14 protein-coding genes, 2 tRNA genes and 3 rRNA genes are annotated in these 21,888 nt (G+C 43.1%); 10 read left to right on the top strand and 9 right to left on the bottom strand.

Annotated features, from left to right (window positions below; all coding sequences use genetic code 11):
- Positions 1 to 98: 98 nt before the first annotated feature.
- From MTO98_RS29345 to MTO98_RS29325, 5 genes are all read right to left on the bottom strand, one after another.
- Complete coding sequence (locus MTO98_RS29345) at positions 99 to 683, bottom strand: hypothetical protein (RefSeq protein WP_243482591.1); 585 nt, start codon at positions 681 to 683, stop codon at positions 99 to 101.
- A gap of 78 nt (positions 684 to 761) precedes the next feature.
- Positions 762 to 1,655, bottom strand: a complete 894-nt coding sequence (locus tag MTO98_RS29340) for a DUF4835 family protein (protein ID WP_243482590.1) — start codon at positions 1,653 to 1,655, stop codon at positions 762 to 764.
- Entirely contained in the window at positions 1,652 to 2,845 is a 1,194-nt protein-coding gene (gene coaBC / locus MTO98_RS29335; protein WP_243482589.1) for a bifunctional phosphopantothenoylcysteine decarboxylase/phosphopantothenate--cysteine ligase CoaBC, read from the bottom strand. Before coaBC ends, MTO98_RS29340 begins: the two co-directional genes overlap by 4 nt.
- A gap of 126 nt (positions 2,846 to 2,971) precedes the next feature.
- Positions 2,972 to 3,304 (bottom strand): DNA-directed RNA polymerase subunit omega, encoded by a 333-nt coding sequence (locus MTO98_RS29330; protein ID WP_243482588.1) that lies wholly within the window; start codon positions 3,302 to 3,304, stop codon positions 2,972 to 2,974.
- Positions 3,305 to 3,335: 31 nt separating this feature from the next.
- Positions 3,336 to 4,262: an outer membrane protein assembly factor BamD gene (locus MTO98_RS29325; protein WP_243482587.1), complete on the bottom strand. Its 927-nt coding sequence runs from the start codon at positions 4,260 to 4,262 to the stop codon at positions 3,336 to 3,338.
- A gap of 1,262 nt (positions 4,263 to 5,524) precedes the next feature.
- Here MTO98_RS29325 and MTO98_RS29320 point away from each other — a divergent pair.
- From MTO98_RS29320 to MTO98_RS29285, 8 genes are all read left to right on the top strand, one after another.
- Positions 5,525 to 7,045 (top strand): 16S ribosomal RNA (locus MTO98_RS29320).
- Positions 7,046 to 7,323: 278 nt separating this feature from the next.
- Positions 7,324 to 7,398: transfer RNA gene (locus MTO98_RS29315), tRNA-Ile, on the top strand.
- A gap of 92 nt (positions 7,399 to 7,490) precedes the next feature.
- Positions 7,491 to 7,564 (top strand) — tRNA-Ala (locus MTO98_RS29310).
- 272 nt (positions 7,565 to 7,836) lie between these two features.
- Positions 7,837 to 10,716, top strand: a 23S ribosomal RNA gene (locus MTO98_RS29305).
- A gap of 267 nt (positions 10,717 to 10,983) precedes the next feature.
- A 5S ribosomal RNA gene (gene rrf / locus MTO98_RS29300) occupies positions 10,984 to 11,095 on the top strand.
- Together the 16S, 23S and 5S rRNA genes with 2 tRNA genes alongside form the textbook arrangement of a ribosomal RNA operon.
- A 225-nt stretch (positions 11,096 to 11,320) precedes the next feature.
- Positions 11,321 to 11,560 (top strand): hypothetical protein, encoded by a 240-nt coding sequence (locus tag MTO98_RS29295; RefSeq protein WP_146750056.1) that lies wholly within the window; start codon positions 11,321 to 11,323, stop codon positions 11,558 to 11,560.
- A gap of 435 nt (positions 11,561 to 11,995) precedes the next feature.
- Positions 11,996 to 13,063 (top strand): AAA family ATPase, encoded by a 1,068-nt coding sequence (locus tag MTO98_RS29290; RefSeq protein ID WP_243482585.1) that lies wholly within the window; start codon positions 11,996 to 11,998, stop codon positions 13,061 to 13,063.
- A 285-nt stretch (positions 13,064 to 13,348) separates the two neighbouring features.
- The gene (locus MTO98_RS29285; RefSeq protein WP_243482583.1) at positions 13,349 to 14,530 is read left to right on the top strand and encodes a DNA cytosine methyltransferase; all 1,182 of its coding nucleotides are present in this window, start codon (positions 13,349 to 13,351) and stop codon (positions 14,528 to 14,530) included.
- Here MTO98_RS29285 and MTO98_RS29280 read toward each other — a convergent pair.
- Both MTO98_RS29280 and MTO98_RS29275 read right to left on the bottom strand, forming a co-directional pair.
- Positions 14,520 to 15,563 (bottom strand): O-methyltransferase, encoded by a 1,044-nt coding sequence (locus MTO98_RS29280; RefSeq protein WP_243482581.1) that lies wholly within the window; start codon positions 15,561 to 15,563, stop codon positions 14,520 to 14,522. The two genes, MTO98_RS29285 and MTO98_RS29280, sit on opposite strands and share 11 nt — an antisense overlap.
- Before the next feature lie 3 nt (positions 15,564 to 15,566).
- Positions 15,567 to 17,015 carry an ATP-binding protein gene (locus MTO98_RS29275; protein ID WP_243482579.1) on the bottom strand — a complete coding sequence of 483 codons (1,449 nt, stop codon included), beginning with the start codon at positions 17,013 to 17,015 and terminating at the stop codon, positions 15,567 to 15,569.
- A 144-nt stretch (positions 17,016 to 17,159) separates the two neighbouring features.
- Here MTO98_RS29275 and MTO98_RS29270 point away from each other — a divergent pair, with 144 nt between their 5' ends.
- Together MTO98_RS29270 and MTO98_RS29265 are read left to right on the top strand one after the other, a co-directional pair.
- Positions 17,160 to 17,540: a very short patch repair endonuclease gene (locus MTO98_RS29270; RefSeq protein WP_243482577.1), complete on the top strand. Its 381-nt coding sequence runs from the start codon at positions 17,160 to 17,162 to the stop codon at positions 17,538 to 17,540.
- 327 nt (positions 17,541 to 17,867) lie between these two features.
- On the top strand, positions 17,868 to 18,368 hold the full coding sequence (locus MTO98_RS29265; protein ID WP_243482575.1) for a hypothetical protein: 501 nt from the start codon (positions 17,868 to 17,870) through the stop codon (positions 18,366 to 18,368).
- A 26-nt stretch (positions 18,369 to 18,394) separates the two neighbouring features.
- Here MTO98_RS29265 and MTO98_RS29260 read toward each other — a convergent pair whose 3' ends face one another.
- Both MTO98_RS29260 and MTO98_RS29255 read right to left on the bottom strand, forming a co-directional pair.
- Positions 18,395 to 19,963 (bottom strand): hypothetical protein, encoded by a 1,569-nt coding sequence (locus MTO98_RS29260; protein WP_243482573.1) that lies wholly within the window; start codon positions 19,961 to 19,963, stop codon positions 18,395 to 18,397.
- Positions 19,960 to 21,813 (bottom strand): glycosyltransferase family 2 protein, encoded by a 1,854-nt coding sequence (locus tag MTO98_RS29255; protein ID WP_243482571.1) that lies wholly within the window; start codon positions 21,811 to 21,813, stop codon positions 19,960 to 19,962. The genes MTO98_RS29260 and MTO98_RS29255 overlap by 4 nt, the downstream gene beginning before the upstream one ends.
- Positions 21,814 to 21,888: the final 75 nt, after the last annotated feature.

Genomic DNA, 21,888 nt, shown 5'->3' with positions numbered 1-21,888 from the left:
TTAAACCTACCCATGACAAGTTAAAAAATGGAGCCTTTGTGCTTGAGTCTTCGTGGCCAGCCCTCTTTTGTCAATGCATCTTCAGCATTCGTCCGGATTTAAAACCTCAACAGGTCATGGAATATTGAAAGCACAAAACTTACAACCACGGCAATTACCGATGCTTTTAAAATCAGGTGCATAGGATTTAGAAAATCATTGATCAAAGCACCCTGTTCTGCCGGGTTCTGTACCTTCCTGATCTCTCTTGAAACATATTGATTATTTATAAAAAAGAAGGTAATGAAAGCGTGGAGCACAAGTACCAGGATCAAAATCCCATATCCGGGAATCTGAGCCAGGCTAACGGGGCCTTCATGTGCAGGTGCTATAGTAAGTGGCGCTTGTTTTAAAACTGATAAATAGATAGTATACAATAATGAAACGCCTACATAAATAAGCGGAACCAGCGCATTGATCTTGAAAAAGTCATTTCTTTTAATCGCGATAGCATTAAACCTGATCAGTAAATATGCCTGAATACCAATAAGTATAAAAGTATTAAGCCCATTAAGAATATTGGATATCTGATGCACCCGGTTATAGTTAGCCAGCGTGTTATTTAAAGTTTGGCTAAGCAAATAAGCAATTAAGAATGGGGTAAAAAGAAGTGCGGTTTTCCAGTGATTGAGGTTTAGTTTCATTGTGATAAAGGTAAAGTTGCAATGGCAATATATCAATATCAAGCCTATAAACAATGGCTATAGTCACATCTTCTTTACCTATTTTTGCAATGTTTGATATTTATTGCCGTTGGCAGGATCAAGTTGTAAAAAGAGGTTCATGGCCGTTAGCCGTTCCTGGTTATCGGCCTTGCTGTAAATAGAAACCAGCTCATCACTTTTTGCCGTATAAAATATAAGGGGGAGCATAGCGCCAACGCGTTGTCTGTCTATCTGCTGTAACAGGGGCAAAAGGCCATCAATAGCTTTACGTCCCTTGCTCACATTATCCGACATGATATCGAGGCCATTGCGATGATAGTCGTACAAAAAGCTGCGCAGCGGATTATATAATTTATTATTCAGGTTTTCGGACAGCCAATACCTGTTTACGTTGCCATCAAAAGCTTTCCAACCACTGTATGAGGATGTTTGCGCGTTGGTTACTATCGTTTGGGCGGCCAAAAAATAAGGAGTGCCGCCAAATTTCGAAAAGGTATCATAATCAAGGCCAACAATAACGTTGGCATAAAAAGCCATAATGGAGCTTAAGTTACCCTGAAAGTTTTGATCTGTATAATCAATGGTTTGCCCTTCGGTATAGCTAAAGCTGATGTCTTTATCATTAAGGTTTAACAGCGTGGAGGTATAGGACGACCCAAAAATCGGGCGTGATGATTGAACCTGCAGTTCGCCGGTAAAATTACTGCTGCCATCCCAGTTGGTAATGTTCAGCACAAAATTGCAATCAATTCTTTCCTGCGGCAAAATGGGGTCGGCGCTCCATTTACGGCCATTCAGAAAATCCTTCATGGCAGTTTCCAGGGTTTGGAATACACGTTTATTGGCAACCTGAATTTTAGGCGATACCACCTGTACACGGGCATTCAGATCCTGAGCAGGCGCCTGGCAGCAAAGAAACATCGACACTGTGTAGAGCAACAGTTTTTTCATCCGTTTATCAGTTGGGCAACTTTATTACAAATATCGAGGGCTACTGCTTCCTTACTTTTCAGGTCGAAAGTGTTTTTTTTGAGGTCGCGATCAATAATGGTTATTTTATTGGTATCGCCTGCAAAGCCGGCACCCGCATCGTTAAGCGAATTTAGCACAATAAAATCAAGGTTTTTCTTTTGCAACTTGGTTATTGCGTTCATTTCCTCGTCGTTGGTTTCAAGCGCAAAGCCAACCAATATCTGCCCTTCGCGCTTGGCTTCGCCCAGGGTTTTTAATATATCGGTGGTTTTCTTTAATTCGATGTTGAAGCTGTCGTCCTGTTTCTTGATCTTCTGGCTGGCAACGTTCGCAGGGGTGTAATCAGCTACGGCGGCACTCATGATGCAGGCCGTAACGCCGGGATAAACAGAAAGACAGGCCTCAAGCATTTGCGCTGCAGAAGTAACATCCACTCTTGTTATAGATTGTTGTTTACTGATTTGTGCAGTAGGGCCCGCTACCAAAGTGACATCGGCACCCATCAACGCCAACGCATCGGCAATGGCAAATCCCATTTTACCCGACGAATGATTGCCGATAAACCTAACCGGGTCTATAGCCTCATACGTTGGTCCGGCGGTTACCAGAATTTTATGACCGGCTAAAAGGAGTTTTTTTTTTGATTCGTTTTCTAAAAAGGTAACAATCTCTTCAGGCTCGGCCATGCGGCCTTCTCCATACAAGCCACTGGCCAGTTCACCGTTTCCCGGCGAGATCATGACGTTGCCAAAGGATTGCAGCCTGCTTACATTTTGACGTGTAGCGGGGTGCAGCCACATATCCAGATCCATAGCCGGGGCAAAATAAACCGGGCATTTGGCCGATAGATACACGGCGCTAAGCAAGTTATCACAAAGGCCATTAGCCATTTTGGCAAGCGTATTGGCTGTTGCGGGGGCAATGATCATCATATCTGCCCAAAGCCCAAGTTCAACATGATTATTCCATTCGCCGGTATCAGCTTTGAAATAATCAACCAATACCGGGTTTTTTGAAAGGGTTGAAAGGGTAAGCGGCGTTATAAAATGAGCAGCGTCTGTAGTCATCACCACTTTAACGTTAGCCCCTGCCTTTACCAGCAGCCTTACCAAAAAAGCAGATTTGTATGCAGCAATACTTCCGCAAACTCCCAAAACAATGTTTTTCATATGCCCCTACCCCTAAAGAGGGAATGATTATATTATAAAAGTTAAAAATAACAAAAAACTCCCATACGGGAGTTTTTTGTTATTTCATGAATAAGTTTCCTAAACTCCCCTTAGGGAGCCGGGGGCTTATGCTTCTTTAATTGGGTTACGATAGTAAACTTTACCATCTAAAAACTCCTGAACCGCTACCAATGATGGTTTAGGAAGTTTTTCGTAATGTTTTGAAATTTCAATTTGCTCACGGTTTTCAAACACTTCTTCAAGGTTGTCATTTGATGATGCAAACTCAGAAAGTTTCTGGTGAAGCTCTTCTTTAATATTGTTCGAGATCTGGTTAGCCCTTTTTGACATAATCACAAGCGACTCATAGATGTTCTCGGTTTTGGTATCCAGCTCGCGTAAATCGCGGGTTACAGTGCTGCTGGCTGCTGCTGGTTTATTACTGTTGTTAGCTGTCATATCTTAATTTAAACTCTTTAATATATCTTAATTAATATGGTATTTTTTGCGGCTGATTTTTTTCAGACGGCGCTGTTGTTGTTACAGTATCTTTAGTGGCCAGCTTTTTGGCAAGCTTACTATTGCTCATTGCTTCGGCAATAAGGCGCTGAGCTTGTTTTATACCTTGCTGACTGTCTTTTGCATAGGTCTGTGTTTCATGCAGGTATTTGCTGTTCGGATATTTTTCGGCAAACTGATCGGCATAGGCAATAGTCTGGTTAAAACGATCTTCCTGTTTAGTTTCAAAGCTATGGTAAGCATACTGGTATTGCGCCTTAACAATAAGGTATTCCATTTCTTCGCCATATTTGGTATCAGGGTAATCGCGTAGTGCGTTGTTAAACGCAATCACTGCCGATTGGTAATCGCTGATAGTTAAATAAAGCTTGGCATTGGCATAAGCTTTTGTTTCCAGTTTATCACGCAGGTTCTGGATCAGCTTGCTGGCTTCTGCTACACGGTCGCTTTTTGGATAAAGGTTAATAAACAACTGTAAAGCGTCGATAGCTTTTAATGTATTATCCTGATCAAGTGAGTATATCGGCGAATCAAGGTAATAGCAATAAGCCGAAAAGAAGCGGCACTCCTCAGCCCTCGGGCTTGAAGGGTAGTTATCTGCGAATGTTTTAAAGTGATACCTGGCCGAAGTGTAGTCCTTTTGTTTGTAATACGTAAACGCATAGTAGTAAAAAAGATCCTCTGCACCTTCGCGGCCACGGTAACGTTCAACCAGTACCTCAAATAAGCCTAAAGCCTTGTTATAGTCCTTTTTGTTATAGTACTTGATAGCTTCCTGGTATTTTTTGGCGTAATCGTTACTTGCTTTTAACTTTTCGTATTTGCTTTTACAACTGCCAAGCGTAATAATTACGATAGCTAAAACACTGGCTAATAACGTTAGTTGCTTTTTAAACATTCTGCAAAGATAGTTAATAATATAAATCAATCAATTTTTATTTAGCCGCTAATATATGACGAGGCATTGGCTCGCTGCCTATATATAAGGTGTATTTAACATCTTTTAACTATTGTTGGTTTAGGTATATCCTGCTTGTATAATTAACAGGGTAAAAACGCTTGTTTCTTATATAACGTATGCCGCTTTTTGAGGCCTTATTGATCAGAGAAACTATATGATTGAATGGGGACATCACAGGCCGTTTGTGTGTTGCGGTATATATATGTTTAAGCGCACTGTTTTAAATACGATTGAGGTAGGTCGTTATAACATGAGTGTCAGAACTTCGCCGCCTATAGCCTGTTTTTTTTATATGATATTGATTGATGGCCGATATATTAACGTGGCTGCACCAGCGGTGCAAAAGATTTGTAGAAATAGGCTGGTTTCATACTATATATAATAGTGTGGCATAGCAAATGAGGGAATTGAGACTTTAATAAAGGTTATTCATAAATGTTGAATGATTGTTTTGAACATGGAAGTATGTAAACTCTGCGGGAAAAGGCCGCCGGGAGGGAGGCTGTATAAACTTTTTATTATTGATAAATAGGTTGTTAAGTTAGTATTAAGTTAAAAGGGTATAAATAATTTGGAGGGAAGGAAAAAGCGCGTACCTTTGCAGCCCGCAAACGAGATAGCGGGATAGTTCATTAAAGGGTTAGAAAAGGGTGAAAAGGGAAGAAAAAAAGATTCAGAATCTTTTGTGAAAGAGAAAAGAAATTCGCACCTTTGCAGCCGCTTCGAAAAGGAGCGGGAGTTCTTAAAAAGGTTTGCAAGGCGCTGAGGGGCAAGGAGAAAGAGAGAAGGAAACGCCGCAAAAAACCACCAAAAAATAAAAAAAATTATTTTTTGGAAATAAGAAAAAGGTTTTTACCTTTGCAACCCCGAACGGGACGGACTCTGGAAGGAGTTTAAAACGAAGGAAATGAAAGCGAGAGTGATTAGTTTTCTTAGGCTGAGGAGAGCGATTCTCAAGGCTTAATAAAAATGACAAATCAAAGCGGTGTAACAACCAAAAGATTATATAGCTGATTCGGATGATGAGGCGAGCAAGTTCTTTTAAGAAATGGAAATCATGTAGCGTAACGGGAGGCGACTGAAGGCTAAGGCTAACAGGAGCTGAAGAGTTACAATAAAAAGCGGAATCTGTAATAAGAAATAATAAAAACAGATTCTATTAATTAATAATAGGGTCAGTGATTAAAACAAAACATTTTACAATGGAGAGTTTGATCCTGGCTCAGGATGAACGCTAGCGGCAGGCCTAATACATGCAAGTCGGACGGGATCGGGGAGCTTGCTCCCTGTGAGAGTGGCGCACGGGTGCGTAACACGTATGTAACCTACCTTGATCAGGGGGATAGCCTCTCGAAAGAGAGATTAAGACCGCATAACATTATGTTGTGGCATCGCAATATAATCAAATATTTATAGGATCAAGATGGGCATGCGCAACATTAGCTAGTTGGTGTGGTAACGGCATACCAAGGCTACGATGTTTAGGGGATCTGAGAGGATGACCCCCCACACTGGTACTGAGACACGGACCAGACTCCTACGGGAGGCAGCAGTAAGGAATATTGGTCAATGGACGGAAGTCTGAACCAGCCATGCCGCGTGCAGGAAGACGGCCCTACGGGTTGTAAACTGCTTTTGTACCGGAATAAACCTTGATTCGTGAATCAAGCTGAATGTACGGTAAGAATAAGGATCGGCTAACTCCGTGCCAGCAGCCGCGGTAATACGGAGGATCCAAGCGTTATCCGGATTTATTGGGTTTAAAGGGTGCGTAGGCGGCTTTTTAAGTCAGGGGTGAAAGACGGTAGCTCAACTATCGCAGTGCCCTTGATACTGAAGAGCTTGAATGTACTTGAGGTAGGCGGAATGTGACAAGTAGCGGTGAAATGCATAGATATGTCACAGAACACCAATTGCGAAGGCAGCTTACTAAAGTATGATTGACGCTGAGGCACGAAAGCGTGGGGATCAAACAGGATTAGATACCCTGGTAGTCCACGCCCTAAACGATGAACACTCGATGTTGGCGATATACGGTCAGCGTCTAAGCGAAAGCGTTAAGTGTTCCACCTGGGGAGTACGCCCGCAAGGGTGAAACTCAAAGGAATTGACGGGGGCCCGCACAAGCGGAGGAGCATGTGGTTTAATTCGATGATACGCGAGGAACCTTACCCGGGCTTGAAAGTTAGTGAATGTGACAGAGACGTCACAGTTCTTCGGAACACGAAACTAGGTGCTGCATGGCTGTCGTCAGCTCGTGCCGTGAGGTGTTGGGTTAAGTCCCGCAACGAGCGCAACCCCTATGTTTAGTTGCCAGCATTTAAGGTGGGGACTCTAAACAGACTGCCTATGCAAATAGAGAGGAAGGAGGGGACGACGTCAAGTCATCATGGCCCTTACGTCCGGGGCTACACACGTGCTACAATGGGCAGTACAGAGGGCCGCTACCTGGCAACAGGATGCCAATCTCTTAAAGCTGTTCACAGTTCGGATCGGGGTCTGCAACTCGACCCCGTGAAGTTGGATTCGCTAGTAATCGCGTATCAGCAATGACGCGGTGAATACGTTCCCGGGCCTTGTACACACCGCCCGTCAAGCCATGGAAGCTGGAAGTGCCTGAAGTGCGTAACCGCAAGGAGCGTCCTAGGGTAAAGTCGGTAACTGGGGCTAAGTCGTAACAAGGTAGCCGTACCGGAAGGTGTGGCTGGAATACCTCCTTTCTGGAGCAGTTTCCGCGAAGTAGCTTGGAACTGTTACCTACATGATATTTCTTAAATTTAGTTAAATGGTTGATTAAGTTAAGTGGTGAGTAGTTGAAAAGCGAAGATCACAAAGCGAGAGCAATCATATACTAATAACACACAAACAAAAGGAAAACCCAGAAGATGAAGCCATCAAGTTGTGCGAACAACTGAGAGGCGGGATTGTAAGAGATTACGATTTGCGATTTGAAGAATAAAAAAATCTAAAATCGAAAATCCGAAATCCGAAATAACACAGTCCTGTAGCTCAGCTTGGTTAGAGCACTACACTGATAATGTAGGGGTCAGCAGTTCAAATCTGCTCGGGACTACACAGGGTTCATTAGTTCAATGGTTCATTAGTGGATTGGTAAAGCACCAATAAACGAATGAACGAATGAACAAATGAACGAGCCCATCTAACGGGGGATTAGCTCAGCTGGCTAGAGCACCTGCCTTGCACGCAGGGGGTCAACGGTTCGAATCCGTTATTCTCCACATTGAACCGGAAGTCATTAAGTCATCAGGTCATTGAGTCATTGAAAAATGACATAATGACTTAATGAAAGAATGACGGAGGATCAAAACGTTCTTTGACATATTGGAAGAAGTAATTGAAAACAAGAGAAAACAACAGATAGAGACGTTGTATCTTGAACAAAAGCTTCAAAGGTAAATAAGTAGCAATACTAATGAACCAATGAACTAATGAACAAATACGACTAATCTAAAATAAAGACATACCTTGCGGCGCAAAAGGCGCAAGAGTAGAAGAAAGTAAGAAAGGGTACACGGGGAATGCCTTGGCTCTCAGAGGCGAAGAAGGACGTGATAAGCTGCGATAAGTACCGGGGATCTGCAAATAGGACTTGATCCGGTAATTTCCGAATGGGGAAACCTAATTATCTGAAGGATAATTGCATAAATGCGCTAACCTGCCGAACTGAAACATCTAAGTAAGCAGAGGAAGAGAAAACAATAGTGATTTCCAGAGTAGTGGCGAGCGAAATGGAAGAAGCCCAAACCTATATTGTTACGGCAATATGGGGGTTGTAGGACCACAACATGAATATTAAACAGAACCGGAACAGGATGGGAAGCCTGGCCATAGAGCATGAGAGCTGCGTACGGGTAATGAATAGTAGGATAGTGGTATCCTGAGTACCGCGAGGTCGGAGACGCCTTGTGGGAATTTGCCGGCACCATCCGGTAAGGCTAAATACTCCTGAGAGACCGATAGTGAACCAGTACCGTGAGGGAAAGGTGAAAAGAACCCCGAACAGGGGAGTGAAATAGAACCTGAAACCGTGTACTTACAAGCGGTCGGAGCAGAGCAATCTGTGACGGCGTGCCTTTTGCATAATGAGCCTACGAGTTACTCTTCCCTGGCAAGGTTAAGTGTTTAAGACACGGATCCGAAGCGAAAGCGAGTCTGAAAAGGGCGTATAGTCAGGGGAGGTAGACGCGAAACCTTGTGATCTACCCATGGGCAGGTTGAAGGTGCCGTAACAGGTACTGGAGGACCGAACCGATAAACGTTGAAAAGTTTCCGGATGACTTGTGGGTAGGGGTGAAAGGCTAATCAAACTGGGAAATAGCTCGTACTCCCCGAAATGTTTTTAGGAACAGCCTGGCGGTTGAGTTATAAAGAGGTAGAGCTACTAATTGGGTGCGGGGGAGTCAAATCCTACCAAATCCAGATAAACTCCGAATGCTTTATAATATACGCTGGAGTGAGGCTATGGGTGCTAAGGTCCATGGCCGAGAGGGAAAGAACCCAGACCATCAGCTAAGGTCCCTAAATTATTGCTAAGTTGAACTAACGAGGTCCGATTGCACAGACAGCTAGGATGTTGGCTTGGAAGCAGCCATTCATTTAAAGAGTGCGTAACAGCTCACTAGTCGAGCGATCGGGCATGGATAATAAACGGGCATCAAGCAGTATACCGAAGCTATGGATTCATATTAATATGACTGGTAGGGGAGCATTCTATTTGCCGGCGAAGCAGGAAGGTAACTGACTGTGGAGGAAATAGAAAAGCAAATGTAGGCATAAGTAACGATAAGGCGGGAGAGAAACCCGCCCACCGAAAGACTAAGGTTTCCTGATCAACGCTAATCGGATCAGGGTTAGTCGGGGCCTAAGGTGAAGCCGAATGGCGTAGCCGATGGACAACTGGTTAATATTCCAGTACTTTTTATTACTGCGATGCGGTGACGGAGTAGTGACACTGACGCGAACTGACGGAATAGTTCGTTAAAGGCCGTAGGTATATAGTTTGTAGTTAAGTACGCAGACTATGCTGAAAGCTGATAGTACACCGAATCTTCGGACAAGGTGATAGTTCAGGTAATCAGACTTCCAAGAAAACCCGCTAAGCTTCAGGTAATAAAAACCCGTACCGTAAACCGACACAGGTAGTCGAGGAGAGAATCCTAAGGTGCTCGAGTGAATCATGGCTAAGGAACTCGGCAAAATGGCCCTGTAACTTCGGGAGAAGGGGCGCTGGCAGCAATGTCAGCCGCAGTGAAAAGGCCCAGGCGACTGTTTAACAAAAACACATGGCTATGCAAAATCGAAAGATGACGTATATGGCCTGACACCTGCCCGGTGCTGGAAGGTTAAGAGGGGATGTTAGTCGCAAGGCGAAGCATTGAATTGAAGCCCCAGTAAACGGCGGCCGTAACTATAACGGTCCTAAGGTAGCGAAATTCCTTGTCGGGTAAGTTCCGACCTGCACGAATGGTGTAACGATCTGGGCGCTGTCTCAGCCATGAGCTCGGTGAAATTGTGGTATCGGTGAAGACGCCGGTTACCCGCAACGGGACGGAAAGACCCCATGCACCTTCACTATAGCTTAACATTGATATCGGATACAGGATGTGTAGGATAGGTGGGAGACTGTGATGTGGCTTCGCCAGGAGTCATTTAGTCAACGTTGAAATACCACCCTTTCTGTATCTGGTGTCTAACTCTTCAAAGAGGAGAACATTGTTTGGCGGGTAGTTTGACTGGGGTGGTCGCCTCCAAAAAGGTAACGGAGGCTTTCAAAGGTAAGCTCAGTACGCTTGGTAACCGTACGCGGAGTGCAATAGCAAAAGCTTGCTTGACAGTGAGACAGACAAGTCGAGCTGGGTCGAAAGACGGATATAGTGATCCGGTGGTTCTGCATGGAAGGGCCATCGCTCAAAGGATAAAAGGTACGCTGGGGATAACAGGCTGATCTCCCCCAAGAGCTCATATCGACGGGGAGGTTTGGCACCTCGATGTCGGCTCGTCACATCCTGGGGCTGGAGAAGGTCCCAAGGGTTGAGCTGTTCGCTCATTAAAGTGGCACGCGAGCTGGGTTCAGAACGTCGCGAGACAGTTCGGTCCCTATCTGTTGTGGGCGTAGGAAGTTTGAGTGGGGCTGACCTTAGTACGAGAGGACCGGGTTGGACTAACCTCTGGTGAATCTGTTATGCCGCCAGGTGTACTGCAGAGTAGCTACGTTGGGAATAGATAAGCGCTGAAAGCATCTAAGTGCGAAACTAGCCACAAGATGAGACTTCCATTGAGGGTCGTAGGAGACTACTACGTTGATAGGTTACAGGTATAAAGGTGGTGACATCATAGCCGAGTAATACTAATTGCCCGAAGCTTTCTTCGTGACGGATTAAGGTGAGTGGTTGATTAAGTGAGTAGTTGCAAAACTGCAAACGAAGCCAATCACTCATCCGAAACAAAACAAACAGATAAACAACAAAAGCTGTTGTTTTCTCTTAAATTCAATCACTTCTTTCAATAATATGTCATGTTAATGGTAGTGAATGGTGAATGGTTGATTAGGTGAGTAGTTTTAAAGCTATAAACCATGTAAATGATCAGACAAGAACCACTTAACCACTCACATAATCAACCACTAACTTAAAGAAATTCAGGTGCCTATATCGGCGGTGTCTACCTCTTCCCATTCCGAACAGAGAAGTCAAGCCCGCCAGAGCCGATGGTACTGCGGTAAAACGTGGGAGAGTAGGTCGGTGCCACCCTTTATCACCTTTAATGGTGTAACAATGCAAAAGCCTTAGCTAATACCTAAGGCTTTTTGCGTTGATAGAACTTTTGTATCGATCGGCAGTTGGTTTGAACCTGTTATGAAGCGGTACGAATTCTTGCGCTATTAACAAAAAACGTAAGTTAATACACATACTTTTCATTGTGGTAATGATAACTTACAATCATTTTTTTATGTTTGCGCTTCCAAAAATAGCCCTATGGAATTTGAAAAATTAGCAGCCCAAATTAAATTAGAAATAGCCAAACTGGATACCACGCCTGAACTCGATAAGATCAACAAGGCTTTCGACGAAAAGATCCGTAAAGTGGAGGAAGCCCGCCGCGAAAAGCTGGCTACCGTACCCGACAACGCCGTTGAAAGAAAGAAACTGATAGCCGCCCTCGAAGCCCTCGGCGAAAAATATGTTGAACCAGCTAAAAAGAAGAGCAAGGAATAACGGTATTAGGTTAGGTAGAAGAATTTGAAGAAGGTCGGCCGGGTTGGCGGGCCTTTTTTGTTTGATAATGATGGGTGTCCGTCCGCAGGGAAGGGCGGGATCCTGTTGCTGATGCATACTGTTCAGTTTTTGAAAGTGTAAACACTTTGTGTTTTTCTGTAAAATTGAACTCCTGATAATCAGTGTTTTATAAATCTGTAAATCTGTTCAAAATCCTGAGTTGAACAGATTGTATTTGATAATCAGTGGTTTATGTAAATTGGTTTTTAAGCGCTGAACACCCCGTTTTTAAAAACTGAACACTGACAAAATAGTGCCACCATTGCGGGGCTTGTTAGTGGGTAAATTTGAGTGCCTTTCATGATTGCCGGTGGGTAAGCGGCAAGTAACGATGGATGTTTCCTGCTTTTATTGCGGGACGGGGCAATGATATTTATGGACCATACTTCAGAAAAACCCATGGTTATCCAGATGATTGAAAAAGATGTGCGGGAAACAGCGGCTAAGCTTGCGCGTAAGGGGCAGGTGGTTATTTCTGATCCGGATGCTGTGGTTGAGCTGTTTGATATTTATCCGGCCAACGAGTGGATGGCTATGGAAACCGAACACGAAACGCCGCAAATGCTGTTTGGCAATTTTTGGCTGGAGGGCGAACTGTGCATCCTGTTTGCTGATACCAATATGGGCAAAAGCCTGCTGGCTGTGCAGCTGGCCGACAGTATTACCCGCGGCGAACCCATTGCTCCCTTTACGCTCGGGGCCGAAGCCTCGCCGGTGTTGTATATTGATTTTGAACTCACCGGCAAGCAGTTTGAACAACGCTATACCGACGGCCAAAACCGCTATCATTTTGCCTCCGAATTTTACCGCGGCGAATACAACCAGTTTAACCGTGCAAGCTCGCACTATCAAAAGCTGGACAGGTATGTGATTGAGGCTTTAACGCGGGGCATTAAACGTACGGATGCCCGGGTGCTCATTATTGATAATATTACCTGCCTGCGCAACGGAACCGAAAGCGCTGGGGCTGCCCTGTTGCTGATGAAGGAACTGAAAAAGCTTAAAACCCGCCATGGGATAAGCATCCTGGTGCTGGCTCATACCCCTAAGCGTAACCCGCGGTTGCCGCTTAGCCGCAATGATTTGCAGGGGAGTAAAATGCTGATCAATTTTTGCGATAGCGCCTTTGCCATGGGCGAAAGCCACTCCATGCCCGGCCAGCGGTATTTAAAGCAGATTAAGCAACGCAGCACTGCCGAGACTTATGGTGCCGATAACGTATGCCTTGCCCAACTGGAGCGGCATAATGGCTTTTTAAAGTTTGTTTTTACGCGCAATGATTGCGAGAAAAACCACCTGCGCGAAACCTCAAAGCAAGAACGCGAACAGATGCGCCGGGAGGCCAAAAAATTAATCGACGAAGGACTAAGCCAACGGCAGGTGGCCGAGCGGCTTGGGATGAGTGCGGGGAATGTGAATAGGATGCTGAATAGTCACCTGTAAATCTCCTCCTGTAGGGGAGACTTTGAACTTTCGCATATCCGGCGCGAGTATGCAGGGTGTGGTTTGTGGGCTGTGTACTCGTGGCCTATAGTTATAGTTTATATCGTCCTAATAAAGTTTACAGATTAATTGATAAATCCGGTTATAGGTTTACAGATTAAAAAGTCACGAGTACGCCACGCTTTTGGAAACGCTGCATACTCGCGCCAGATGGGGAAGGAACTTGTGTGGTCAATTCGGACTAACGTTAGCGTATATTGATCTTAGTTATCACTCCATCGCCTATTGACCGATAGATTTATTAATCCTATCTTTGCGAAACCTATTTCCAATGTATATTTGATGTCAAATACGTCTAAAGTAATCGATTTGTATTCCGGAGTGGGTGGTCTTTCATTAGGAGCGGTAAAAGCTAACTTCGATCTTATTGGTGCTGTCGAATATGAAAAAAGGATAATCGATAGCCACTCTCGCAATTTTCCGAAATCAACACATATTTGCAAAGATGTTTCATCTTTAAATGGGAGGGAATTATCCAATTTGACCCAATTAGGAAGTGATGAACTATGTGGGCTGATAGGCGGTCCGCCATGTCAAGGGTTTAGTACCATCGGAAAGCGAAATTTGGATGATCATCGAAATAAGCTCTTTGATCACTTCTTTAGGCTTGCTTCAGAAATAAAGCCGGTTTTTTTTATGGCGGAAAACGTTCCCGGCATATTAAATGAAAAGTATTCGGAAATTAGGAAGAATGCTTTTAAAACTGTTGAGTCCGACTACAATTTATTGGAACCAATCAAAATTAATGCATCTGAATTTGGCGCGGCGACTACACGTACGAGAGTTTTTTTTATTGGTGTTAGACGAGATATTTCAGGAGCAGAGCTGATACCTGAAGCCATAACAAATTTGAAAACTATAAATTCAAATTTCGTTAAAGATGCATTGGAAGGGTTGCCAATAAAGGTTTCTGACAGTTGGACAGATTATAGTTCCAGCTGGCAAAAAATTTCCTTTTTTGATAAGCATCGTTACCTGAATTCACTGAATTTGATAATCGATGGGTTAGGAGATGATGGAGCGATTAATCGTTTTTTAAAAGACAAAGAAGTATCTGGATGCTTTGGAACTAAACATGCTCCTGCAATAGCGTTCAGATATGCAAATCTTAAGCCCGGGCAACAGGATAGCGTTTCGAAATCAGTGAAATTAAGGCAAGATGGATATTGCCCCACATTACGAGCAGGAACAGACAGCACTAAAGGTAGTTATCAAGCGGTAAGGCCAATTCACCCTACTGAAGCACGTGTTATAACACCAAGAGAAGCAGCGAGATTACAAGGATTTCCGGATTGGTTCCAATTCCATGAAACCAAGTGGCATAGTTTTAGGCAAATAGGAAATAGTGTTTGCCCGATAGCCGCAGAAAAAGTTTTGACAGCAGTGAAAGAATCTCTTAGTATATAACCTTAGAATAATAAGGAAGATATTTATAAAATTTATGATATCCTTCAATAAGTTGAATATGTTCGTCTTCATTTGTCCCATAAGAGAAAACCAATGATTTAGCAAGCTCCCTAATATCTTTAGAAGGTATTCTTCTATCAATTTCTATCCTTTCGGAAACAGTCATTGCAGGTACACTTATTTCAATTGGCGCAATAAATTCAGAGCTGGATGATTTTTTCTTATAAAACTCCCAATCGCCTAATTTGCTTTCTAACAGGATCTGTTCAAATTCTTCATCTGTGGTAATTATTCCTGTAATTGTTGTCATCTCCTGCCCATCAGCATATAAAAAAGAGGAAATATGTTGATATTTGAATTCCTTATTTCCACTTGAAAGCCCTCGTTCCACAGCACGTACCGCCATCGCTCTCACTACCGCTGAAAAATCCAAAAGGTCTTTTACTTGTATGTTATCTGGTAAATAAAGTTGATAGGAGGGGTCATCTTTTAGGAATTTTAGGATAGTTTTATAATCAGTTTCTCTACAATTCAATCCTTTCTCGTTTTTGATAAAGTGGGATGATATAAATGAAGCTAATTTTGCGTTAAAAGTAACCTTCAAGATATCCAATTTAGTCATTTTGGCTGAAACCAACTCGATGTCTTTAAGTTGCTGCCTTAATTGTTTAGGCATTGCATAGTCAAGCCAAATGATTTGGTTTTTATCAAATTTAAATTCTTCATCGATATATTTTGTACTTGACAGGTTATGTACAGTAACAAAATAATATGGGTTGTTAAAGAGTTGCCTTGAATATGCGCTCTCGTCCATTTCAATGCAATCCATGTCTTGGATACCGATATCTAAATGTAAAAGTTTGAAATCCTCTAAAAATGCTGCTCCAAAACCTACGTATCTATAATTTTTAAGGTCGATATTTTTATATGAATCTATTCTTTTTAGGAGATTAATAAATAGGTTTCTTTCAATCGCTTTGTGTGGGCGTAATTGATACGGAATAGTAGCCCCGGTAATCTTAGGTTTATCCATAATTTATTCTACTTGCGAGCTTAATTGATCGAAACACCATCCGCCAACTTCAGCTGCCGATTTTGCTTGGCCTGCTAAGAAATAATTATTTATATCATCTACTTTTGTTTTTTCACGATTGAAAGTTATCGTAACAAATTTCTCTCTGACAGCATCATCGGGTTTGGGGAGATTTGGTATCTGGTATTGAGCAGTTTCTCCTTTTTTTGCATCTACCAGCTTAATTAAATTTGATTTCGTTTGTCCTGGCTGTAGTGCATTAATTGTAACAGCTTTTTCAAAAAGTTTTGTTCTTTGTTCGCTTGGGGTTTTCCAATTATTTGTAAACGAAGTGAAATATTTAAGCCCGTCTTTAATTTTATTTTTAACCTCAGCGTATACGGCAGAACTGGTATCCAGCCCTCTTTTTGTTGTAGTTACTGGTAGATTTATTGGATTGTTAGACCTAAAATGTACAACACCTGCTATAGCAATAAATTGTGTATGATATTTGGGCACAGGAGATTCCCCCCACCCGGTTAAAAACGTTTTATCGCAATATAAAACAACTCTATCATTACATATTACTGTTATTCCTGCATTTTCACTTAAAGATTTAGCGATTGAGCCATCTAACTCAGCTTCTATCTCATCATAGTTTGCCAGCGGCCTATAAAAACCTATAATTACTTCAACCGTAATGTCTTCAATTTTGGCTGAATAAACATATGGTTTGATTGATTTTTCTGCAAAATCTTCCGAGGTTAATATATTTAAAACCAAGGGCTCGATATTTACTCCATTTAAGGTAATTCGAAAGCCTTGCTGAACTAAATAACCATAATGATTCCTAAGTTCGATGGCTAAATTTTTAATGAAGCCGCTTTTATCATTGAATTGAAAGCCTATATTTTTGTGGAGATTTGTCACCTTTATAAGTGTGCCAAATTCACTGAGCATTTCGTCTATATCTTCTTTTGTTAAGCTGTTGTATTTAAAATACCAATCAGGTGTGCTTGACCAATCTTCGGGAATTTCAACTTTAAAAATATCATCTTTATGGTAAGACACAACCTCCGCTTTTAAGCCCATTTTAAAAATGGCCCTTTTCATTCCGATTCCGTACATCCCAACTGTTTCAAGATTGTCATCATCATGGTAACTATCTGACCTCCCCATTTTAAAAGCATAATTTGTCGCGGTGTTTAGCGGGATACCCCCGCAGTTATCTTTTAAAATAAATTGATTTTCATCTATAGTAATTTCACCGTAAAAACCAGAATATGGAAGCTGTGAATCAATTGCAAGCTCTTTTTTTTGCCTTTGTATGCCATCGATGCAATTATCGAGTAAATCCATTATAGCATCTGTAAGAGCTATATCTCGAGTTAACATCGACATGAAAAATTTCTTAGTTGGATAAGCCGATACCGTCCCAGCAGGAAGCTGAGTTTCATTAAAACTATCTGCCATATAAATTTGATAAAGTTTATGCAATATATAAGTAAAGATATTACTACCAAAAAAATATTTATCAAAAATAGTATGGTTTTTGCTTTGTAAAATTAAAGGAGGTGATTAGTGGATACAGTGTCTAAAGAACGGAGAAGTGAAATAATGGGAAATATCAAAGGAGTACATACTGCCCCTGAATTGCTTGTTCGTAAATATTTATTTAAATATGGATTTAGATTCAGCCTTCATAGGAAGAATCTTCCAGGAACGCCAGATATCGTTTTGTCGAAATATAAAGCTGTAATCTTTGTTAGCGGTTGTTTTTGGCATGGACATATCGGATGCATTAAATCTGCATTGCCAAAGACAAGGGTGGAATTTTGGGAAACCAAAATCTTTCGAAATAAAGAACGAGATAATTTGAATATGAGGAAGCTGGAGAAATTGGGATGGAAAGTAATTGTTATATTTCAATGCGAATTAAAGAAAAAAGATCTTGATCAGACTATGGGATCGGTAATTGAAAGAATAGTCTCGAAATAAATCTTTTCCCAGCTACCACAGCCTTACGGTAGCAAAAAAATCAAAACGCTGCCGCAAGGTTGTACCTTGTGGCCCGCATGCAAGGCTAAACAATAAGCAAAGCCAGCAACTATCCCTCCGGCCCTGAGCCCCGGCCGCGTTAGGGATTGCAGCGGAAAACCCACAGCCCGCACAGGCCTTCGCGCTGGGGCCGGGGCGAGGATTTGCAGCGTAAAGCCCGGGCCGCAGGCAACGCCATTGTTTTGATTTCGGAATTGGGATTTTCGATTTCGGAATTAAGGATTTTTGTAATGTTGATTTGATAGGGTAGCATTAAAAATGGTTGTCATGCTGAGTGATTTAAATCTGATGGACTCTGAAGGTAAAATGACATCTTCACCACGTTATTATAAGGAACGAAGCAATCCCCGGGAGGTAAGTAACGGGCTTAGTGGTATTGAACTTACATCGTCGCGCTCTTGGCCGCGCTGGGCCAGGTACTTTTGTCTTGACACAAAAGTACCCAAAAAGTCAAGTCAGCAGATAGGCTTCTTTGCCCACAGGCCTTTGCCCTGCAAATCGGGCAGAACCACGGCTGCAATTATTTTGCCCTGCACCCGCTTTCCCAACGCTTCTGCAAAAACTTGCTATGCCCTTCCAGCGCCCAAGGTCACCATTGTTCTGCCCGTTTTCACCCGAAGCTTACCTGCTGACGGGAACATCCTTCATTTATTATTCATGGGTATAAACGAAGCATCTTCTTCGCCCTGTAAAGCGGTCGTAAATGGTGAAGAAGATCCTTCGTTATCACTCAGGATGACAGGCCACTGCAACTGCAGCTGCCACTAAAAACCACAAACTGCCAACTGAAAAAACTACTGCAAGGTCACCACCTTATACAAAATCCAGCCGTCGGTTTCATACGCCCGTTTGTAGTTTACACCGCTGTTGAGGCGGCGGATCTCGGGGATGTATTTGTCGTTAAGCTGGGTGTAGCCGGTGAAAGGGTTTTTGGCGGTGGCTATCAGGATATAGTCGTCGTATTTATAGGGGGTTTCAATGGCCGATAGGAAAGTGTCGAGCTGGTAGGGCAGGGTTATTTTTTTAACGTTGTTGGTAAAGGCTACAATGGGGTATGATACGGCATCGTCCATGAGGATGTGCGTACCATCGGGCAGGCTGTTGATGTAGGCTGCCATTTCCTTGCTTTCGCTTTGGTCGGTATTGGGCTCCAAGCGGTTAAGGGTGGTGATGAAGCGGCGCTCGTCGGTTATGAGCGAGTGGGTTAAAAAGGTGTAGCCGGTGTATAGCTGCAGCACAATTACGCAGGCCAGGCCCAGTTTAACTGCCAGCTTGTTTTTTATGGTATGCACCTTAAATATGATGCATAACAGCGCTACAAATAAAAATATAAGATAATATTGATAGGTAAGGAACAGCTTATCATACTTAATGTGTAAAAACTCCACAAAGGCAAACAGGGTAAGTACGGTTAGTACGTGGTAAGTGCTTTCGCGCAGCAGGTACAGACCAAATAGTATGAGCGGACAAAAATAAATAACCCGTAATGATACCAGGATGCTGAGTTCGGGCAGCTGATAGTTTACGGCGGTTACGGTGGTATCGTAATTAAGCTTGTCGACCAGTACGTTCCAGGTGGCCAGCGGACTTTCCATAAAATAGTTATAGTCGCTGGCGTGGGTTTGGTTTAGCAGCTGATAGCAGACAAGCGATGCCACCGGCAGGATGAACAGGATCACGTAAATGGCAAAAGTTTTATTGATAAGCTTACGCCGTAACGACGGACTGTTAAAGCTCATGAACAGCCTGAAAATGGATTCCTTTTCGCCAAGGTTAAGGCTGGCCAGCGTTATGGACAGCACCAGCGGAATAAAGAACAGCGTGAGCCAGATAAAGCGGTAATCGCAAAAAATGAGCGTTACCAAACACATACTGGCTATAGATACGTGAAACGTGGTGTTTGAGCGGTAAAACTTAAGCAGGTTAAGGAAAAACAGGTACACAAAGGTTACCACCAAATAAATGGCTTTGCCCGAGCAGGCCATATAAATGATACCGGGGTGCAGTACAAACAGTACGGCTACCATAAAGAGGTAAAAATCATCCTTAACACGGATAAGGAACGAGCGAGAAATAAGGTAAAAGAAGCCTGCCGTACCCAGTGCCGATGCTATTACGGGTGCCCAGTAACTGTTGATGGTCGAAAAAATAAAGGTGGAGTAAAAAGGCAGCAGCGGGGCGGTTAAGCCCATTACTTTTAGGCGGTTGCCCAGGCCCTCAAACACGATCTTTGTTTTTTCGATATAAAACAGGCTCTCCTGGTTATAGTAGCCCAGTTTATTAAGGTAGATGCCTATAAAAAGGTACCAGGCTGCCAGTACCAGGGTAAATAGAAACAGGTATGTGCTTTTGGCAATTTTCATTTAATAACGTTTGTTGGGTTATTAACCTTACTTAAACCATGGTTGGTTTTTTCCCAGTAAAACGGATTGGTGATAAGCTGATACAAACCCATATAAGCGGCCATGGAGTGCATAAGCCAGTAAATGGGGTTGGCTATGGCAAACAAAATCAGTTCGAAATAGCGGCGTTTAAATACGGCCATCATGTTGATATAGATCATGAGGATATTGCCCACCATAAGGTTAAATATCGACATGAACAGCACCCAATCAGGAAACAGATTGCGGATGGTTGAAAAATCAAATATCAGGTAACAGATAAAGATGATGAGCAGCACAGGGTAAATCAAAAACGTAGCCGATGTAGCGCCGATGAAAAAGTTGAAGCCCATGAAACCGCGCCAGCCTACTTTACGCCAAAGGGCTACGGGATTGCGCATGTGTACCAGGTAGGTTTGCATGTACCCCTTGATCCAGCGCGAACGCTGACGGATCCAGTTCCAGTAGTTGTTGTTTGCTTCTTCGTACGTGGTGGAGTTTACAATGGCTACTTTATAACCTTTGGCATAGGCGCGCACGCCAAGGTCGGCATCTTCGGTTACGTTAAAGGGGTCCCAGGCGCCAAGCTCAATCAGTACATCCATTTTAAAGTGGTTACTGGTGCCGCCAAGCGGGATGGGGATATCCAGCGTATCCAAACCGGGCAGCATATAATCAAACCAGTACGAATACTCGAGCGTGAACATCCGGGTAAGGAAGTTCTCGTTGCGGTTAAAGTAGTTGAGTGCGCTTTGAATGCAGATATAATTTTCGGGCAGCTTGTTAAACAATGCCACTACTTTTTTAAGCTGATCGGTATCGGGGATGTCCTCGGCATCGTAAATGGTGAGGTACTGTCCCCTTGAAAAATGCAGACCGTAGTTGCAGGCCTTCGGCTTGGTTTTTGGCATGTGGAAAGGCACCACAATAACTTCAAACACAGCCGGGAAGTCGAGGTTTTTTACCGCGCCGAGGGTTTTATTGTCATCTTCTTCAATAAGCAGTTTGATATCCAGCTGCTCGCGCGGATAATCAAGACTTTGCAGGTTCCAGATGAGTTTTTTGATCAGCTTATCTTCCTTGTAAACGGGCAGCAGTATGGTATATACGGGCAGGTCGTCGTTTACAATGGTTCGCAAATCGTTTTTGGTAACAGCCTGGTGCAGTTCAAAGCGGGAGCCCACCAGCGCCAGGAACAGCTTAAACATGATAGCGATCAGGAAAAACGAGCTGATGACAAGGTTAATTGCGATGGATACGGTTTTGAAATTGAGGAACAGGCCTATAGCGGTAATGCCCCACAACGCAAAAATGAAAATAAGCTGTGTTGTGGTAAATGTTGTTGATGCCGAACTTTTAGGGTCGCGTTTAAGGAGTTCAAAAACAGCGGCCTTTACATATTTTTCGCCGGTAAGCTTGTGGCTTAACCAGGTAACCTCCAGGTCGGAGGCCACAATAACTTCGGGTTCCAAATCGTAAGTAAATCTTACAAAATCAAGGAACAGGTTATTGCTGGGGTCGGCCATGATGGTAACCACCTTATTGTTTTCGATGCGGAGCGGGAGACCCAGCTGGTCGTTGGCAAATTTAAGGTCAACCTGGTCGAGGATTTTCTGGTCGAAGGCTTCATTACGGATCTCGGCAAGCTGATAGCCCGCATTGCCTAATGAGCGTTCATAGTTTTTGCGGGAAACATAGCCAAAGTTAAGGGCTATTTTAAGGTATGACATACCCGATCTTTCCGAAAAAGCATGGATCTTTTCCTGGTCGGCCGGCGAAATGAACCCGTCGGCAACCAAAATTTCAGGAATAGAAATACTCAGTGTATCCATATTAGGTGTTTATAAAAGCTAGGCCGAATGCTTAAGGCTTAAAGCTAATAGTATGATTATCATTGCTATCTATCA

Origin of the sequence: Mucilaginibacter sp. SMC90 (assembly GCF_022811725.1) — a bacterium.
In the GTDB taxonomy this organism is placed as follows: Bacteria; Bacteroidota; Bacteroidia; order Sphingobacteriales; family Sphingobacteriaceae; genus Mucilaginibacter.
This window is presented reverse-complemented; position numbering and strand designations above follow the sequence as displayed.

Coding starts and splice junctions, on each gene's coding strand:
- MTO98_RS29345 (WP_243482591.1), bottom strand. CDS start 683: ATGAAACTAAACCTCAATCACTGGAAAACCGCACTTCTTTTTACCCCA.
- MTO98_RS29340 (WP_243482590.1), bottom strand. CDS start 1,655: ATGAAAAAACTGTTGCTCTACACAGTGTCGATGTTTCTTTGCTGCCAG.
- coaBC (WP_243482589.1), bottom strand. CDS start 2,845: ATGAAAAACATTGTTTTGGGAGTTTGCGGAAGTATTGCTGCATACAAA.
- MTO98_RS29330 (WP_243482588.1), bottom strand. CDS start 3,304: ATGACAGCTAACAACAGTAATAAACCAGCAGCAGCCAGCAGCACTGTA.
- MTO98_RS29325 (WP_243482587.1), bottom strand. CDS start 4,262: ATGTTTAAAAAGCAACTAACGTTATTAGCCAGTGTTTTAGCTATCGTA.
- MTO98_RS29295 (WP_146750056.1), top strand. CDS start 11,321: ATGGAATTTGAAAAATTAGCAGCCCAAATTAAATTAGAAATAGCCAAA.
- MTO98_RS29290 (WP_243482585.1), top strand. CDS start 11,996: ATGGACCATACTTCAGAAAAACCCATGGTTATCCAGATGATTGAAAAA.
- MTO98_RS29280 (WP_243482581.1), bottom strand. CDS start 15,563: ATGGATAAACCTAAGATTACCGGGGCTACTATTCCGTATCAATTACGC.
- MTO98_RS29275 (WP_243482579.1), bottom strand. CDS start 17,015: ATGGCAGATAGTTTTAATGAAACTCAGCTTCCTGCTGGGACGGTATCG.
- MTO98_RS29270 (WP_243482577.1), top strand. CDS start 17,160: ATGGGAAATATCAAAGGAGTACATACTGCCCCTGAATTGCTTGTTCGT.
- MTO98_RS29265 (WP_243482575.1), top strand. CDS start 17,868: ATGCTGAGTGATTTAAATCTGATGGACTCTGAAGGTAAAATGACATCT.
- MTO98_RS29260 (WP_243482573.1), bottom strand. CDS start 19,963: ATGAAAATTGCCAAAAGCACATACCTGTTTCTATTTACCCTGGTACTG.
- MTO98_RS29255 (WP_243482571.1), bottom strand. CDS start 21,813: ATGGATACACTGAGTATTTCTATTCCTGAAATTTTGGTTGCCGACGGG.